18 protein-coding genes are annotated in these 15,853 nt (G+C 67.7%); 13 read left to right on the forward strand and 5 right to left on the reverse strand.

Translation table 11 applies throughout. The features are described 5' to 3' along the window. Positions 1-11: 11 nt before the first annotated feature. From MF609_RS08685 to MF609_RS08740, 12 genes are all read left to right on the forward strand, one after another. Positions 12-686 carry a flagellar basal body-associated FliL family protein gene (locus tag MF609_RS08685; RefSeq protein WP_242415909.1) on the forward strand — a complete coding sequence of 225 codons (675 nt, stop codon included), beginning with the start codon at positions 12-14 and terminating at the stop codon, positions 684-686. Between the two features lie 78 nt (positions 687-764). Next, positions 765-1,646 carry a flagellar motor switch protein FliM gene (locus tag MF609_RS08690; protein ID WP_336944518.1) on the forward strand — a complete coding sequence of 294 codons (882 nt, stop codon included), beginning with the start codon at positions 765-767 and terminating at the stop codon, positions 1,644-1,646. Beyond that, entirely contained in the window at positions 1,643-1,939 is a 297-nt protein-coding gene (gene fliN, locus MF609_RS08695; protein WP_242415911.1) for a flagellar motor switch protein FliN, read from the forward strand. The genes MF609_RS08690 and fliN overlap by 4 nt, the downstream gene beginning before the upstream one ends. After that, positions 1,939-2,193 carry a FliO/MopB family protein gene (locus tag MF609_RS08700; RefSeq protein WP_055758399.1) on the forward strand — a complete coding sequence of 85 codons (255 nt, stop codon included), beginning with the start codon at positions 1,939-1,941 and terminating at the stop codon, positions 2,191-2,193. Before fliN ends, MF609_RS08700 begins: the two co-directional genes overlap by 1 nt. 83 nt (positions 2,194-2,276) lie before the next feature. Continuing rightward, complete coding sequence (gene fliP / locus MF609_RS08705; RefSeq protein ID WP_419723076.1) at positions 2,277-3,128, forward strand: flagellar type III secretion system pore protein FliP; 852 nt, start codon at positions 2,277-2,279, stop codon at positions 3,126-3,128. 4 nt (positions 3,129-3,132) lie between these two features. Beyond that, entirely contained in the window at positions 3,133-3,402 is a 270-nt protein-coding gene (gene fliQ / locus MF609_RS08710; protein WP_055758396.1) for a flagellar biosynthesis protein FliQ, read from the forward strand. Positions 3,403-3,790: 388 nt separating this feature from the next. Further along, positions 3,791-4,573 (forward strand): flagellar biosynthetic protein FliR, encoded by a 783-nt coding sequence (fliR, locus tag MF609_RS08715; protein WP_242415913.1) that lies wholly within the window; start codon positions 3,791-3,793, stop codon positions 4,571-4,573. Then, positions 4,570-5,697 carry an EscU/YscU/HrcU family type III secretion system export apparatus switch protein gene (locus tag MF609_RS08720; RefSeq protein WP_242415914.1) on the forward strand — a complete coding sequence of 376 codons (1,128 nt, stop codon included), beginning with the start codon at positions 4,570-4,572 and terminating at the stop codon, positions 5,695-5,697. Before fliR ends, MF609_RS08720 begins: the two co-directional genes overlap by 4 nt. Before the next feature lie 51 nt (positions 5,698-5,748). Next, positions 5,749-7,254, forward strand: coding sequence for a flagellar filament capping protein FliD (gene fliD / locus MF609_RS08725; protein ID WP_242415915.1), 1,506 nt, complete (start codon positions 5,749-5,751; stop codon positions 7,252-7,254). After that, positions 7,254-7,655, forward strand: coding sequence for a flagellar export chaperone FliS (fliS, locus tag MF609_RS08730; protein WP_242415916.1), 402 nt, complete (start codon positions 7,254-7,256; stop codon positions 7,653-7,655). Before fliD ends, fliS begins: the two co-directional genes overlap by 1 nt. A 104-nt stretch (positions 7,656-7,759) precedes the next feature. Then, positions 7,760-8,293, forward strand: a complete 534-nt coding sequence (locus tag MF609_RS08735; RefSeq protein ID WP_242415917.1) for an NADPH-dependent FMN reductase — start codon at positions 7,760-7,762, stop codon at positions 8,291-8,293. 111 nt (positions 8,294-8,404) lie between these two features. After that, complete coding sequence (locus MF609_RS08740; protein WP_242415918.1) at positions 8,405-10,453, forward strand: HAMP domain-containing methyl-accepting chemotaxis protein; 2,049 nt, start codon at positions 8,405-8,407, stop codon at positions 10,451-10,453. A gap of 116 nt (positions 10,454-10,569) precedes the next feature. On the opposite strand, the gene MF609_RS08745 is transcribed toward MF609_RS08740, so the two are convergent. The 5 genes from MF609_RS08745 to argH form a co-directional block, all read right to left on the reverse strand. Beyond that, positions 10,570-11,523 (reverse strand): CorA family divalent cation transporter, encoded by a 954-nt coding sequence (locus MF609_RS08745; protein ID WP_242415919.1) that lies wholly within the window; start codon positions 11,521-11,523, stop codon positions 10,570-10,572. Further along, positions 11,520-12,275, reverse strand: coding sequence for a precorrin-2 dehydrogenase/sirohydrochlorin ferrochelatase family protein (locus MF609_RS08750; protein WP_419723075.1), 756 nt, complete (start codon positions 12,273-12,275; stop codon positions 11,520-11,522). The genes MF609_RS08745 and MF609_RS08750 overlap by 4 nt, the downstream gene beginning before the upstream one ends. Beyond that, the gene (gene lysA / locus MF609_RS08755) at positions 12,272-13,537 is read right to left on the reverse strand and encodes a diaminopimelate decarboxylase (protein WP_242415920.1); all 1,266 of its coding nucleotides are present in this window, start codon (positions 13,535-13,537) and stop codon (positions 12,272-12,274) included. Before lysA ends, MF609_RS08750 begins: the two co-directional genes overlap by 4 nt. Before the next feature lie 98 nt (positions 13,538-13,635). Beyond that, positions 13,636-13,872, reverse strand: a complete 237-nt coding sequence (locus tag MF609_RS08760) for a hypothetical protein (RefSeq protein WP_242415921.1) — start codon at positions 13,870-13,872, stop codon at positions 13,636-13,638. After that, entirely contained in the window at positions 13,872-15,233 is a 1,362-nt protein-coding gene (gene argH, locus MF609_RS08765; RefSeq protein ID WP_242416018.1) for an argininosuccinate lyase, read from the reverse strand. The genes MF609_RS08760 and argH overlap by 1 nt, the downstream gene beginning before the upstream one ends. Positions 15,234-15,249: 16 nt before the next feature. On the opposite strand from argH, the gene MF609_RS08770 reads away from it, so the two are divergent. Beyond that, complete coding sequence (locus MF609_RS08770) at positions 15,250-15,840, forward strand: TlpA family protein disulfide reductase (protein WP_242415922.1); 591 nt, start codon at positions 15,250-15,252, stop codon at positions 15,838-15,840. Positions 15,841-15,853 lie beyond the last annotated feature (13 nt).

Below are 15,853 nucleotides of genomic sequence, written 5' to 3' on the forward strand. Positions count from 1 at the left end.
GGAAGCATGACATGAGCGACAAGGAATCGCCGGACGAGAAACCGGCCAAGAAGAAGGGCAAGCTCGGCAAGATCATCGTCATGGCGGTCGGCGTCATCGTCCTGCTGGGCGGTGGCGTAGGCGCCGGGCTATATGCCAGCTCGTCGGGCCTGATCGGCGGCGGGCACGGCAAGGAAAGCGAGCATGAGGAGGTCAAGAAGGACCTGCCCAAGCTGGTGCCCAAGTCCGAGGAAGTGAAGGCCAGCGCGGAAGGCGGCGGCGAGGGCGGCGGCCATGGCGGCGGTGGCGAAGGCGGCGAAAGTGGCGGCGAAGCCGCCAATAACGGCGAAGGCGGCCGTCCGACCCCCGAGATGGAAGGCGGCGACCGCTATGCGTCGAGCTATTACGCGATGGACAAGGAGTTCACCTCCAACCTGGCGGACAGCACGCATTTCATCCAGGTCGGCGTCGCCATCTCGACCTCCTACGATCACAAGGTGCTCGACAATCTGAAGACCCATGAGATCGCGATTCGCTCGGCGATCCTGCTGGCGCTGGGCGAGACGACCGAGGATCAGGTGTTCACCGCCGAGGGCAAGAAACAGCTGTCGTTGCGGATCAAGAAGGCCATCAACGACACACTTGAGCAGAAAGAGGGCTTTGGCGGCATCGGTAACGTTTATTTTACCCAATTTGTCGTTCAGTAAACGCGCATGGTTAACGCGCCATCCACCTCCGCGCCCGAGCGCCGCGAACGGAGCCGCCGGAATCCCCCGGCGTCGCACGTGCCGACGCTCGGCGTGGCGAACCTCAATCCGTTCGGCGACCTCCATGCGCTGGAGCATCTGTCCGCACGGATGGCGCGATCGATGCGACAGGTGTTCGAGCCGCTGCTGCGCCGGGGCGTGCGCAGCTGGGCCGAACCGGTCGAGGTGGATCGATTCGCGGGCTATATCCAGGCCCGGCGCAAGGACCGGCTGACCGGATGGGTGCCGATGACGCTGTCGACCGGGGGAAGCCCGGCGATCATCGTGTTCGACGGCGCGTTCCTGCTCGAAGTGCTCGACATCTTCTTCGGCGGGTTCGGCGAGGCCCCCTCGCCGCTGCCGATCGAGTTCTCGCCGGCGGCCGAGGCGATGCTGCGGCGGCTGGCGGGGGCGATCGCGCAACCGCTAAGCGAGGCATGGGGGCCGCTGGCCGGCATCGGCTTCGAACCCGGCAATCCCGAATCGAACCCGGCGATGATGGGCGCGATCGATGGCGAGGACGCGGTGATCGCGACCCGGTTCGGCATCGCGGCGGGGGAGGCGGAGCCGACCTTCATCGACATCCTCTACCCCGTGGCGGCGCTGAAGCCCCATGCACCGCAGCTGTCGACCAAGGTGCACGGCAAGAGCGCGCCCGACCCGAAATGGCTGTCGGGCCTGACCCGCGCGGTCATGTCGGTGAAGCTGCCGGTGCGATCGGTACTGGCCGAACCGGTCGTGTCGCTCGCCATGCTGCTGGAGTTGAAGGAGGGCGACATCATCCCGATCAGCTTCGGCCCGCAGGTGCCGGTCTGGGTCGCCAACCGACGGCTGGGCACCGGCACGGTCGGCACCGCCAACGGACAGGCCGCGATCAAGCTCAACTCCATCGACCCCGGTTTCGAAGAGGAATTCCAATGAACGAGATGACCGGCGGCTTCCCCGCCGAAGCGTCGCTCGCCGCCAATTTCAAGCTGTTGCAGGATGTCGACGTCCGCCTGACCGTCGAGATCGGGTCGACTCAGCTGACACTGCGCGAACTGCTGGCGCTGAGCGAGCAGAGCGTGATCGAGCTGGACCGGGCGGCGAACGAACTGCTCGACGTGTTCGTCAACGGCACGCTGATCGGGCGCGGCGAGGTCGTGACCGTCGGCGACCGCTTCGGCGTGCGCATGACCGAACTGGTCAGCCCGGACAAGCGGGTCAGCCGCTGATGATGTGGTCGTACATCCTGAAGCTGGTCATCCTGCTGCCGCTGGTGTGCGGGCTGATGATCGGCTGCCTGTATCTGTGGCGCCGGCTGGAAGCGCGGATGCCGGGCAATCAGGGCGAACGGCTGGTCAAGGTGCGCGAGACGATGATGGTGTCGACCGGCACCAAGCTGGCGGTGCTGGAATTCGACGACCGGCTGCTGCTGGTATCGGTCAGCCGTAACGGGGTCACGCTGCTGGACCGGGGCGACAAGTGAGCGTCCTGGGGGGGAAGCTCGCGCCGGTATTGTCGCAAATGCGGTATCGGCCGTCGCCGATCGCCGCCGCGCGCCGGCGGACGATGGCGACCGTGCCGGCGCAGACAGTGAAAGTCCGCCGCCCGGCGCGCACGCTGCCGCACTGGCGGTTCGAAGTCGCGCTGGCGGTGGTGGGCATCGTGCTGATGCTGTTCCTCGCCATGCCGGCGATGGCGCAGGGCGTGCCCGCCGCGCCCGCGCCGACGCCGGGGGCGGCCGACGCGCTCGACCGCGCGCTGGGGCAGCTGGGGGGCAAGAACGACGCGCCGATGGCACTGTCCCTCCAGATCCTCATCATCATGGGGCTGTTGTCGGTCCTGCCCGGCATCCTGCTGATGATGACCAGCTTTACCCGGATCATCATCGTGCTGGCGGTACTGCGCCAGGCGCTGGGCCTGCAGCAGACACCACCCAATCAGGTGCTGATCGGCCTGTCGCTGTTCCTGTCGCTGTTCGTGATGTCGCCGGTGATCGGGCGGATCAACGAGACCGCGATCAAACCCTATGCCGCCGGACAGATCAGTTCGACCCAGATGATCGAGGCGGCCAGCCTGCCGCTGCATTCGTTCATGCTGAAGCAGACCCGGACCAAGGACGTGACGATGTTCGCGCAGATGGCCAAGATCGGCCCGATCGCGACGCCCGCCGACACGCCGTTCACGATCCTGCTGCCAGCCTTCGTCACCAGCGAGCTCAAGACCGCGTTCCAGATCGCGTTCCTGATCTTCCTGCCCTTCATCGTCATCGACCTGGTGGTGGCGACGGTCCTGATGTCGCTCGGCATGATGATGCTGTCGCCGACGATCATCTCCTTGCCGTTCAAGCTATTGCTGTTCGTGCTGGTCGATGGCTGGGCGCTGACCATGGGCAGCCTTGCCGCCTCTTTCGTGAGTTAGCGTTATGGACGCAGGCTATTTCATGACCGTCGCGCGCGAGGCGATGTGGGTGCTGGCGCTGGTCGCGGCACCCATTCTCATTCCGGCGCTGTTGTCGGGCCTGATCCTCGGCATGATCCAGGCGGCGACGTCGATCAACGAACAGACGCTGTCGTTCGTGCCGAAGCTGGCGGTGGTCGGCATCAGCCTGGCGGTGTTCGGGGGGATGATCCTCGGGCTGCTGAGCGATTTCACGACGAGCATTTTCGAGCGGATTCCGGATTTGGTGCGGTGATTGCGGGGGGCGCTTACCGCTCGCCGTCCGTCATTCCGGCGGAGGCCGGAATCCATGGATGGGGGGACGGTTGCGCTTCGTCGATGGCGGTCGTGTCCGTCGATTCGGGCTTTCGCCGGAATGACGGGGTGGGTTTGGTCGGTTGCGCGCCACGCACGTCACCCCAGCGCAGGCTGGGGTCTCTCACAGTCCAGCGTCGCGGTGCCTACGAGGGAGACCCCAGCCTTCGCTGGGGTGACGTGTTTGGACGCGTGGTATGTGCCACCTTCCGCCGTACCCCCGCGCAGGCGGGGGTCCAGGGTCGCGGGCGTCGGCGTTCGTGGCCCTGGGTCCCCGCCTGCGCGGGGACACGAGTGCGCGCTTGGGTCGCGTCGCGGGCATTCGCCCCATGCTAGGCCTCGGCCTCGCGGTCGAGCCGCAGCTCTGGGCGCTGCTCTTCACCATGGTCCGCATCGGCGCTGCGTTCATCGTCGCGCCGGTGTTCGGGGCGGTGGCGATGCCGGTGCAGGTGCGGGTGCTTCTATCGGGCGCGATCGCGGTGCTGGTGCTGAAAGCCCAGCCCTTCGCCATTCCGACCGAGGTGTTTTCGCTCACCACCTTCCTCAGCATCGCGGCGGAGGGGCTGGTCGGCCTCGCCATCGGCCTCGTCCTGCAGATCGCATTCGCCGCCCCGGTCATCGCCGCCGAAGTCATCGGCATTTCGATGGGCATCGGCTTCGCCGCGATGGTCGATCCGCAGAATGGCGCGCAAAGCCCGGCGCTGGGCACCTTCCTGTCGGTGCTGCTGACGTTGCTGTTCCTGTCGCTCGACGGGCATCTGCTACTGATCGACCTGATCGTGCGCTCCTATGAGCTGCTGCCGCCGGGTGCCGCGTGGCTGTCGCCCGCCAAGCTGGAGAATATCGCGATCTTCGGCGGCTATGCGTTCCTGTCGGGGCTGTTGCTGGCGCTGCCGGTCGGGTTCCTGCTGCTGTGCCTCAACCTCGTCATGGGGATGTTGTCGCGCTCGGCCCCCGCGCTCAACCTGTTCGCGGTGGGTCTGCCGGCCAGCCTGTTCGTCGGCGTGGTCGCCTTGTTCGTCGCCCTGCCCGCGATGACCGACTATATGCTGGTCATCGTGCAGGAGGCGCTGGACGCCGCCAATACGCTGGTGCTGGGAGGGGTCAGGTGAGCGAGGACAAAACCGAAAGCCCAACCCAGAAGCGCCTCGACAAGGCGCGCGAAGATGGCGACATCCTCAAGTCCAAGGAGCTGGGCGCGGCGCTGGTGATCCTGGCGGGCTGCGCGTGGCTTGCGCTGCTCGGTCCCTCGCTGGTGGGGGCGTGCAAGGCGATCATGACCGCCAGCTTCCGTTTCGGCCGAGCGGATGTCGAGGATTTCCAGCCCTGGCGCCCGTTGATCGAGGCGGGGTGGAAGCTGCTGCCGTCTTTGGGCGGTATCCTCGCGCTCGCGGTATCGGCCAGCATCCTGGCGCAGGCGGGGCTGACCGGCATCCGCTTCAACGGCGGCGCGCTGGCCCCCAAGGGGTCGCGGATCAATCCGGCATCGGGGATGAAGCGCATCTTCGGCACGCAGGGCTGGATCGAACTGGGCAAGTCGCTGCTGAAGGTCATCCTGCTCGGCGCGATCGGCTATGTCATGCTCAAGAAGGCGGCGGTCAGTTCGGTCGGGCTGGTGTCGTCGAATGTCGACCAGGCGGTCGGTGATCTGGGCGGCACCTTCCTCACCTTGCTGTTCGTGATGGCCGGCGGGTTGGTGCTGATCGCCGGGCTGGACGTGCCGCTGGCGATCTTCCAGCGGATGCAGCGGCTGCAGATGACCAAGCAGGAAGTGCGCGACGAGCATAAGGAAAGCGACGGCGATCCGCATGTGAAGGCGCAGATCCGCCAGCGCCGGCACGAGATTTTGAAGGGCGGGTTCAAGGCGGCGGTGGGCGAGGCACAGGTCGTGCTGACCAACCCGACCCATTTCGCGGTCGCGCTGCGCTACGAACATGGGCGCGATCAGGTGCCGGTGGTGGTCGCCAAGGGGCGTGGCGCGACCGCGCTCGCCATCCGCGAACTGGCGGCGGAGGCGAAGGTGCCGATGCTCGAATATCCGCAGCTGGCCCGTGCGGTCTATTATACCAGCCGGCAGGGACAGGAGATTCGCGACGACCTGTACCTCGCCATCGCCACCGTCCTGGCGTTCGTCATGGGGGTCAACCGGCAGGCGGGCGGCATCCAGCCGCCGGTGACCGTGCCGCCCGAGGCGCGCTATGACGAGAACGGCAATCTGGCGGTAAAAATCTCCTAAAGATTCGCCACGCCGTGCCGTTGGATGGGGGAGACGGACCGGGGACCAGCGATGGCGATCACGACAACCAGTGCGACGGCCAGCGCCACCACGGCAAAGACGTCGACCACGACCACGAGCAAGGCGACGACTCCAAACCTCGCCAATGCGCTGGGCGCCGGATCGGGCGTCGATACGACCGCACTGGTCAAGAGCCTGGTCGATGCGCAGTTCGCCAACAGGAACGCCCGGCTGACGCGGCAGGCCGAAACGCTGACCGCGCAGGTATCGGCGGTGTCGGAACTGAAATCGGGCATTACCGAATTCGCCACGGCGCTGACCGCGCTGGCCGAATCGGGCGGTCTCACCACCCAGCTGAGCAGCAGCGGGCCGGCGGTGAAGGCATCGCTGACCAGCGGCGCGAAGGTGACGAGCCTGAACGCCAGCGTGTCGGTCGCGCGCCTCGCCTCGCCGCAGGTGGCGGTGACCAAGGAATCGTTCAGCACCACCGGATCGGTCGGGTCCGGCACGATCCAGCTGCAACTGGGCAGCGTCGATGCGAACGGGAAGTTCACGTCGAACGGCACCGCCATCCCGGCGATCACGATCACGGCCAGCGACGCCATGTCGCTGCAAAAGGTCGCCGACAAGATCACCGCCGCAAAGGCCGGCGTCACCGCCAGCGTCGTGACCGACGCCAATGGCCAGCGCCTCGTCATGCGCAGCACCGACGGCGCGAACCAGGCTTTCACCGTCACCGCGACGAACGATTCGGGCAGCACCGGGCTGGAGCGGCTGAACGTCGATTTCGATTCGAACACCACCGATGGCGCGGAGGTCGTGACCCGCGCCGGCAATGCCGTGTTCAGCGTCGACGGCGTGCCGATGGTCAGCGCATCGAACACCATCACCGGCGCGGACGGGGTCAAGCTGGAGCTGAAGGCGGTGACGACCGACGGTCCGGTGACGCTCAGTTCGTCGACGCCGACCGATGCGCTGAAGGAGGCGGTCAACAACGTGGTCGCCGCCTATAACCAGATGTTGACGTCGGTGAACAAGGCGACCGACCCGATCACCGGCGACCTGCGCGCCGATCCGGCGGCGATGGCGATGAAGCGGTCACTGCAGAAGCTGACCCTGACCGATCTGACCGGCGCCAAGGACGGCAGCCCGACCACGCTGGCATCGATCGGCATCGCGACCAACAACGACGGATCGCTGCGCGTCGATGCGAAGATGCTGTCGTCGGCACTCGCCAATAATCCCGGCGCGGTGGAAGCGATGTTCGCCGCCGGCACCGGCAGCGACGGTACGACCGGCAGCAGCCTGCCCGCGACGCTGAACCGCATCGCCGCCACCGCGAAGAGCACGACGCTGGGCCTTGGCGCCAGTGACAAGCGCTATGCCGGCCTGCAGGCCGATCTGGCCAAGGAACAGGCCAAGGTCGCCGAACAGACCGAAGTGACATCGACCCGCATGACGCAGCAGTTCGCGGCGTCCGAAGCGCGCGTCGCCGCGTACAAGGCGCGACAGACCTTCATGGAAAACCAGATCAAGATGTGGACGCGGAGCGAATAATGACCCGCTATGCCACCGCGCTCGCGGGCGATCCCGCCCAGACCTATCGATCGGTCGACCTGGCCGCGCGCACCGGCGGGGCCGATCCGCACGCCTTGGTGTCGCTGTTGTACGAAGAGGCGATCCGCGCGTTGCGGTCGGCCGCGTGGGCGACGACCAACCGCCAATATGCGATGAAAGGCGAGCGCGTGACCCGCGCGACCGCGATCCTGTTCGCGCTCGAAGCCGGGCTGGATTACGAGAAGGGCGGCGACCTGTCGCAGACGCTGTCGCGGCTCTACACGGGCCTGCGCGAACAGATCGTAAACGCCAGCATCGGGCAGGACGCACAGCCGTTCCTGAACGCCGCCGCGTCGCTGACCGATATCGCCGAGGCATGGGAAGCGGTCCGGCCGCGATAGGATCGTTCCCTCGATCGTGGCCGATGGGGGCGATAGCCGGACGTGGCGCGCTCCCCCCTTCTCAACGGTGGCATCGGCCGCCATGATCCGCTAGCGGTGCGCGCATGAAGCAACCGCATATCGTCGCGCTGGGGGGCACGCTGCGCCCGACTTCGGGGACCGCCGCCGCATTGGAGCGGGCGCTGGCCCATGCCGCGATGCTGGGCGCGCGAACCACGCTGCTGACCGGGCCGGCGATCGATTTCCCGAACTACGAACCCGAAGCGGCGGGCGGCAATCCGCGGATCCAGTCGTTCCTGCGCGCGCTGCGCGATGCCGACGGGATCATCATCGGGTCGCCGGGCTATCACGGCACGCTGTCCGGACTGGTCAAGAATGCGCTGGACCATGTCGAGCTGCTGCGCCGCGACGACCGAGTCTATTTCGACGGGATGCCGATCGGCATCGTCGCGACGGCGGCGGGGTGGCAGGCGGCGGTCGCCACGATGACGACGCTGCGCACCGTCGCCCATGCGCTGCGCGGATGGCCGACCCCGGTCGGCGTGGCGATCAACACCGTCGAGGACGGCGCGATCGACAAGGCCGATCGACAGTTGCGGCTGATGGTCGAACAGATGATCGGCTTCGTCGCTCGCTGAGCGACTCGGGCGCTTCGTCCCAAAACCGTTTACTGGCAATGGTATACGGTATGTTTACGTCACTTTAAGGCGCGCTGCGTACCCTTTCCGCGAGATTTGGGGACGCAATCCATGAAACCTGCCGGCACGAAATTTACCTCCATAGGGACCAGGATCCTGACGATCCAGCTCGCATCGGGGATCGCCATCGCGGCGATCATCGGCGGTGCCGGCTTTTACGGGATGAACGCGCTGACCGGCGCGATGACGTCGATCTATGACGACCGCCTGGTACCGGTCCGCCAGCTGAAGGCGGTGTCGGACGCCTATGCGATCAACATCGTCGACACCACGCACAAGCTGCGCGCCGGCAAGCTCGACTGGGCACAGGCCAGCACGTCGGTGGCGGAGGCGAAGCGGACGATCGACCGCGAATGGTCGGCCTATATGCAGACCGACCTGACCGACGAGGAACGGTCGGTCGTGACGCAGGTCCGCCAGAACATGAATCAGTCGGACCAGGCGGTGGCGCGGCTGAACGCGATCATCGCGGCGCACGACAGCGCCGCGCTGGCCCGCTTCGCCGATACGGAGATGTATGCCGGGATCGACCCGACCACGGCGGGGATCGGCCACCTGTCCGATTATCAGCTGAAGGCCGCCGAGACCGCACGCGCCGACGGCGCCGCGCTGTCGCGCATGCTGAACTGGGTGATGGCGATCGTGGCACTGGTCGCACTGGCCATCGCATCTGCGGTGGGTTGGGTCGTCACCAACGCAATCCGTCGCAACCTGCGCCAGGCGACCGACCTTGCCGAGGCAGTCGCACAGGGCGACGTGTCGCAGACCGCCACCGTCCAGTCGAACGACGAGGTCGGGCTGCTGACCACCGCACTCAACGACATGGTCGGCAATCTGCGCCAGACCGCGGGCGTGGCCGACACCATCGCGCAGGGCGACCTGTCGATCGATCACAAGCCGCTGTCGGACAAGGACCGGTTGGGCCATGCCATGGTCGCGATGACCGACGGCCTGCGCAAATCGGCGACGCTGGCCGACACCATCGCGGTCGGCGACCTGTCGGTCGACTATGTTCCGCTGTCGGACAAGGACCGGCTGGGCCATGCGCTGGTGACGATGGTCGGTGGCCTGCGCAAGTCGGCGACGCTGGCCGACCAGATCGCGCAGGGCGACCTGACCGTCGACCACACGCCGTTGTCGGACCGCGACAAGCTGGGCCATGCGCTGGTGTCGATGGTCGAACGGCTGCGGGTCGTGGTCGGCGATGCTTCGAGCGCGGCGGACAATGTCGCGGGCGGCAGCCAGCAGCTTTCGGCGTCGTCGGAACAGGTGTCGCAGGGCGCCACCGAACAGGCCGCCGCCGCCGAGGAAGCATCCGCTTCGATGGAGCAGATGGCCGCCAACATCAAACAGAATGCCGACAATGCGGCGCAGACCGAAAAGATCGCACGTCAGTCGTCGAAGGATGCCGAAGCCAGCGGTGTCGCGGTCGACAAGGCGGTCGAGGCGATGCGCACCATCGCGGCGAAGATCAGCATCGTACAGGAGATCGCCCGCCAGACCGACCTGCTGGCGCTGAACGCGGCGGTCGAGGCGGCGCGTGCCGGCGAACATGGCCGGGGTTTCGCGGTCGTCGCTTCCGAAGTGCGCAAGCTCGCCGAACGCAGCCAGACCGCCGCTGCCGAAATCAGCGCGGTGTCGGGCGACACGGTGCAGGCGGCGGCACAGGCCGGCGAAATGCTGACCAAGCTGGTGCCCGATATCCGCCGGACGGCCGAACTGGTATCGGAAATCAGCGCCGCGTGCCGCGAACAGGATATCGGCGCGGGCCAGATCAACCAAGCGCTGCAACAGCTCGACACGGTCACGCAGCAGAATGCCTCGGCATCCGAACAGATCACCTCGACCTCCGAGGAACTGGCCAGCCAGGCGGAGGAACTGCAGCAGAGCATTGCCTTCTTCAACATCGGCGATGCCGTCACCACCCGCAAGCCTGCGGCCAGCCGCAAGCCGGCAGCCCGTCGGGCGAAGGCGGCTCCTGCCCCGAAGGCGAAGAGCAACTCGGTCATGGAGCAGCAGGCGCGGGCGCGCGGCTTCGCACTCGACCTGACGCACGGTGGGCCGGACGAGGACGACGACGCCTTCGGTCGCGCCGCCTGAACCGCCCCTGAAATCGGATCGGGGGGTGCCGGCCCGCTCCCCTGTCCGGCCGCCCATTCAGCGGTGGTCGGGTAGGGGAGCGGGCCGGCACCGCTTCCACGGAAGTGGATCAGACCCTAGCGCCCGATCCAATGTTTGCGCACGAACCACGCGACGATCGCCGCGCTCATCGCGACGCACAGCGCGACCACCCCGGCAAAGGCCCAGGGTTCGTCGGCAAAGGGTATCCCCTTCACATTCATGCCCAGCAGCCCGGTCACGAAGGTCAGCGGCAGGAACACCATCGCGACGATCGCGATCTGGAGCGAACGCTGATCGAGCTGTTCCGCACGCAGGTCGGTCAGTGTCTCGTGGATCAGCGCGGCGCGTTCGCGGATCGAATCGACCTCCTCCGCCATGCGCGCGGCACGGTCGGCAGCGGCAGCGAGGTGGAGCCGGTCATCGGCTTGCAGCCAGTCGCCGGGCAACTGCCCCAGCTTTTCGAGTGCGGAACGCTGCGGCACGAGGAACCGGCGATAGCCGATCGCGCGGACGCGGGTATGGGTCACGGCGCGGCGCTGTTCGAAGATGCGAGTCGGGTCCAATGCCTCCTCGCATTCGTCGAGCGTGTCGCCCAGATCGGCGATCAGCGGGTCGAGTTGCTCCGTGATCGCACTGGCGAAAGCGACGATCAGGTCGCCGGGATCGGCCACCCCGCCACCCTCGACCTCTTCGACGACGGTGTGGAACGCGGTCAGCTTGCGCCGGGTCACCGAATGGACCCGCCCCGCGCTGGCATAGAGCCGGACCGAGGCGAGCGGATCGGCGCTGGTCAGCTGGTCGTCGGACAGGCCGCGCAGGTTGACGAACGCCCCCCTGCCGATCGCGTCGCAGCGCGGGCGGGTCTCGACGGCGGTCAGCGGGTCGATGACATAGTCGGGCAGATGGGCGTGGGTGCGCAGCCATGCCGCGACGACATCGCCATCGCCGTGCAGGTGAATCCACACGAAGCCACCGGTCGTGTCCACCGCCGCCAGCGGGTCGATCGGCGTCGCCCTGCCCCCATCGATATGCCATGCGCGACACTTCATGCGAGGTCGATCGTCAGGCCGGGGAGCGGATCGGCCGGGACCGGCCCCATGATCCGCACCGCATCGGCGCGAGCGCGGTCGAGGATCACGGCCGGGACGTGCGGCGTGTGATGGATGCGGTCGGCCTGCCCCAGCCAGCGGGCTTCGCGGAGGGTCAGGTCGTCGGGATCGGCCGAGCGCAGGCGGATCGTCTCCACCCGGCCGGCAACTTGTCTTGCTCCTGCCAGCCACTGCGCAACAGCCTCGTCGGCGTGCGGCACCATCGGGTCGAGCGGGCCGCCGGCGGCGATCGCCGCGCCGATCGCCCGCCGCCGGTCGCCGCCATCGGGAAAGCGGGCGCGCAGGGCCGCACGCGCCGCGCCCAGCCCTTCGGCCAATCGCCCGACGTCGGCGGGCAGCATCGCCTCCAGCCTTTGCCGGATCGCCGCTGCCAGCCCGGCCGAGACACCGCCGGTCGAAATCGCGATCAGGATCGGCGAACGGTCGACGATCGCCGGCAGGGTGAAGTCGCAATCGTCCGGCCGGTCGACGGCGTTGACCAAGATGCCGCGCGCCTTCAGCGCGTCGATCGCGGTGCGGGCCTCGGCGTCATCCTCGACCGCGACGACCGCGATCCGGGCGTCGGAGGCATCGGATACGATGGTCAGGCCGCTGCGTTCGAGCAGGCGACGCTTGGCATCGGCCGCCTCCCCCTCCCCGACCAGGATCACGCTGCGCCCGGCGGTACGCAACAGGATCGGCAGTCCGTTCACAGCCAGGGCGGCAGGCGGTCGGCCTCTGCCAGCGCCTGAATCGGCGGCCGTTCGCGCACCACCGCGAACTGATCCCCGGCCACCAGCACCTCGGGCACCAGCGCGCGCGAGTTGTAGGTCGAAGCCATGGTCGCGCCGTACGCGCCGGCGGTCATGAACGCGACCAGATCGTCGGCGGCGACCACGTCCATTTCACGGCCCAGCGCAAAGGTATCGCCGGTTTCGCACACCGGGCCGACGATATTGGTCACCGCACGCTCCCCGGTCGGGGTCACAGCGCGAATGTCGTGATAGGCGTCGTACAGGCTGGGGCGCAGCAGGTCGTTCATCGCCGCATCGACGACCACGAACGGCGCGGTCGCGCCCTGCTTCACGCGGATGACGCGCGATACCAGCATCCCGGCATTGGCGACGATCAGCCGGCCCGGCTCGAACATCAGCCGCGCATCCCAGCCGGCGGTCGCCCGCGCGACCATTTCGCCATAGGCGGCGGGCGACGGCGGCAGGGGCTTGGCGGGGTCGTAGGGGACGCCCAGCCCACCGCCCAGATCGGCATGGGTGATGTCATGGCCGCCGGCACGCAATTCGGCGATCAGCGCACCGACGCGGCCGAACGCGGCCTCCAAGGGCACGAGGTCGGTCAGCTGGCTGCCGATATGCACCGCGACGCCGCGCACCTTGATCCCCGGCAGCGACGCGGCATGGGCGTAGGCGGCGGGCGCGGCGTGGTAGTCGATGCCGAACTTGTTCTCCTTGCCCCCGGTCGAAATCTTCGCATGGGTGCCGGCGATCACGTCGGGGTTCACCCGGATGGCGATCTGCGCGACCTTGCCCAGACGCGTCGCGACCGCGGACAACATGTCGAGTTCGGGTTCGGATTCGATGTTGAACTGGCCGATGCCGGCGGCGAGCGCCTGCGCCATTTCGTCCGCCGTCTTGCCGACACCGGAAAACACGATCTTGTCGGGGTCCATGCCCGCGTCGAGCGCGCGGTACAGCTCGCCACCCGACACCACGTCGGCGCCCATGCCGGCGCGGCCGAGCGTCGCCAGCACCGCCTTGTTCGGATTGGCCTTTACCGCGAAGGCGACCAGCGGCTCGCCCTTGCCCAGCCCTGCCACGGCGTCGCGAAACACCTGCACATGGCGTTCGAGGGTGGCGGTCGAATAGACATAGACCGGCGTGCCGACCGCATCGGCGATGGCGGGCAGGCTGACATCCTCGGCATGGAGCGTGCCGTCGCGCAGGGTGAAATTGTCCATGGCTTCGCCTTTAGAACGGCCGGGGCGGGTTGAGAATGGGGTCGCCGCCCGTCATTCCCGCACAGGCGGGAATCCATAGACGCAGGCTTTGGCGACCCTCAGCGCGGCGGCAGGGCGAAGGGGTCGTCGCCGCGCGCCTTCGATTCGGTCAGCAGTTCGTCGCTGCGCGAGGGGCGCTGCTGCGTCGTCGGGTCGAGCAGTTCGCCGGAAGTGGGCGTCGCGGTCGCGCCATAGGGTGCGGGCGGCAGCGATGCGTTCTCCTGCGGACGCAGGTCGCGGCGCTGGCCGCACCCGGCCAGTGCCAGCGCGATGCCGAGCAGGGCGAGCGCCCGCATCACTGCCCCCGCGCGGTGGCGATGGCTTCGCGCACCCGTTCGGGCGCGGTGCCGCCGAAGCTCTTGCGGCTGGCGACCGAGGCGTCGACGCTCAGCACGTCGAAGATGCCGCCATGGATGCGCGCGTCGATGCCGGTCAGGTCGTCGAGGGTCAGCCCATCGAGTCGCACGCCCTTTTCCTCCGCCAGCTTCACCGCGCGGCCGGTGATGTGGTGCGCCTCGCGGAACGGCACGCCCGCTTCGCGCACCAGCCAGTCGGCAAGGTCGGTCGCGGTCGAAAAGCCGGTTTCGGCCGCCGCGCGCATCCGGTCGGGGCGGAAGGTCGCGCTTTCGACCATGCCGGTCATCGCCGCGATCGACAGCGCCAGCAGGTCGGTCGCCTCGAACACCGGCGGCTTGTCGTCCTGCATGTCCTTCGAATAGGCCAGCGGCAGGCCCTTCATCGTCACCATCAGCGACGTCATGCAGCCCATGATCCGCCCGCTATGCCCGCGCACCAGTTCGGCGGCGTCGGGATTGCGCTTCTGCGGCATGATCGAGCTGCCGGTCGACCATTGGTCAGACAGCGAGACGAAGCCGAACATCTGCGACGCCCAGATCACGAACTCTTCGGCGAGGCGCGACAGGTGCAGCGAACATTGCACCGCGGCGGTCAGATATTCGATCGCGAAGTCGCGGTCGGACACCGAATCGAGCGAATTGACCGTCGGCCCGGCAAAGCCCAGCGCCTTTGCCGTCGCGTGCCGGTCGAGCGGGAAGCCGGTCCCGGCCAGCGCCGCCGATCCCAGCGGGTTGTAGTTCAGCCGCGCGCGGGCATCGGCGAAGCGACCCCGGTCGCGCGCGATCATCGTGTGATAGGCCATCAGGTGATGGCCCAGCGTCACCGGCTGCGCGACCTGCAGATGGGTGAAGCCCGGCATGACCGTCGCGGCATGTTCCTCCGCCCGGTTCAGCAGCGCCGCCTGCAACTGGCCGAGCGCGGCGTCGACCGCATCGATCGCATCGCGAGTCCACAGGCGGAAATCGGTCGCAACCTGGTCGTTGCGCGAGCGGGCCGTGTGCAGCCGTCCGGCGACGGGACCGATCTTTTCGGCCAGCCGCGCCTCGGTCAGCATATGGATGTCTTCGAGCGTCAGGTCGTCGGGCACGCCCTGTTCGGCATAGTCCGCCGCGACCGCATCCAGCCCGTCGAGAATCTTCGCCACATCGGCCGGGTCGACGATGCCCTGCGCGCCCAGCATCGTTGCGTGCGCCCTGGACCCGGCGATATCCTGTCGCCACATCCGCTTGTCGAAGGGGATCGAGGCGTTTATCTCACGCATCACCGCGGACGGGCCTTCGGCAAAGCGCCCGCCCCACATGCTGTTGGAGCCTTCCATGCGCCCGGTAATCGCGCTTCTCCTTGGACTGAGCCTGTTCGTCGGCGCTTGCGATAAGCGAGCCGCCGCGCCGGAGCAAGCCGCCGCGGAAGGCGACGGCACCGTGCCGGACGTCGACGCGCCTGCCAACGACGCCGCACCGGAAGCGGTGGCGAAGGTCGACCGCAGCCACAAGGGCGAGGCGATGCCCGCCTACAAGTTTCAGGACGGCGCGGGAAAGCCGGTGACGCTGGCCGATTTCCGGGGCAAGCCGGTGTTGCTGAACCTGTGGGCGACGTGGTGCGCGCCGTGCGTGCGGGAAATGCCGACGCTGGATGCGCTGGCGGTGCGGGATAAGGCGTCGCTGCACGTCCTGACCGTGTCGCAGGACATGGAGCCGGGGAAGGTCCAGCCGTTTCTGACCGAGCGCAAGCTGGCGAACCTCGTCGCCTATCGCGATCCCGACCTGCAATTCTCGACCGGCATGGGGGTCAGCCTGCCGACGACGATCCTGTATGACGCGGGCGGCAAGGAAGTGTGGCGCGTGACCGGCGGCATGGACTGGGCCGGGGCGGATGCCGCGAAGCTGATCGGCGAGGCGAAGGGCTGATCAACCGCCAAAT

Source organism: Sphingomonas panni (assembly GCF_022664435.1).
In the GTDB taxonomy this organism is placed as follows: Bacteria; Pseudomonadota; Alphaproteobacteria; order Sphingomonadales; family Sphingomonadaceae; genus Sphingomonas; species Sphingomonas panni.

Coding starts and splice junctions, on each gene's coding strand:
- MF609_RS08745 (WP_242415919.1), bottom strand. CDS start 11,523: ATGAAGTGTCGCGCATGGCATATCGATGGGGGCAGGGCGACGCCGATC.
- MF609_RS08760 (WP_242415921.1), bottom strand. CDS start 13,872: ATGCGGGCGCTCGCCCTGCTCGGCATCGCGCTGGCACTGGCCGGGTGC.
- lysA (WP_242415920.1), bottom strand. CDS start 13,537: ATGGACAATTTCACCCTGCGCGACGGCACGCTCCATGCCGAGGATGTC.
- MF609_RS08685 (WP_242415909.1), top strand. CDS start 12: ATGAGCGACAAGGAATCGCCGGACGAGAAACCGGCCAAGAAGAAGGGC.
- fliR (WP_242415913.1), top strand. CDS start 3,791: ATGCTAGGCCTCGGCCTCGCGGTCGAGCCGCAGCTCTGGGCGCTGCTC.
- fliN (WP_242415911.1), top strand. CDS start 1,643: ATGAACGAGATGACCGGCGGCTTCCCCGCCGAAGCGTCGCTCGCCGCC.
- argH (WP_242416018.1), bottom strand. CDS start 15,233: ATGTGGGGCGGGCGCTTTGCCGAAGGCCCGTCCGCGGTGATGCGTGAG.
- MF609_RS08770 (WP_242415922.1), top strand. CDS start 15,250: ATGCGCCCGGTAATCGCGCTTCTCCTTGGACTGAGCCTGTTCGTCGGC.
- fliP (WP_419723076.1), top strand. CDS start 2,277: ATGGCGACCGTGCCGGCGCAGACAGTGAAAGTCCGCCGCCCGGCGCGC.
- MF609_RS08700 (WP_055758399.1), top strand. CDS start 1,939: ATGATGTGGTCGTACATCCTGAAGCTGGTCATCCTGCTGCCGCTGGTG.
- fliS (WP_242415916.1), top strand. CDS start 7,254: ATGACCCGCTATGCCACCGCGCTCGCGGGCGATCCCGCCCAGACCTAT.
- MF609_RS08735 (WP_242415917.1), top strand. CDS start 7,760: ATGAAGCAACCGCATATCGTCGCGCTGGGGGGCACGCTGCGCCCGACT.
- fliQ (WP_055758396.1), top strand. CDS start 3,133: ATGGACGCAGGCTATTTCATGACCGTCGCGCGCGAGGCGATGTGGGTG.
- MF609_RS08740 (WP_242415918.1), top strand. CDS start 8,405: ATGAAACCTGCCGGCACGAAATTTACCTCCATAGGGACCAGGATCCTG.
- fliD (WP_242415915.1), top strand. CDS start 5,749: ATGGCGATCACGACAACCAGTGCGACGGCCAGCGCCACCACGGCAAAG.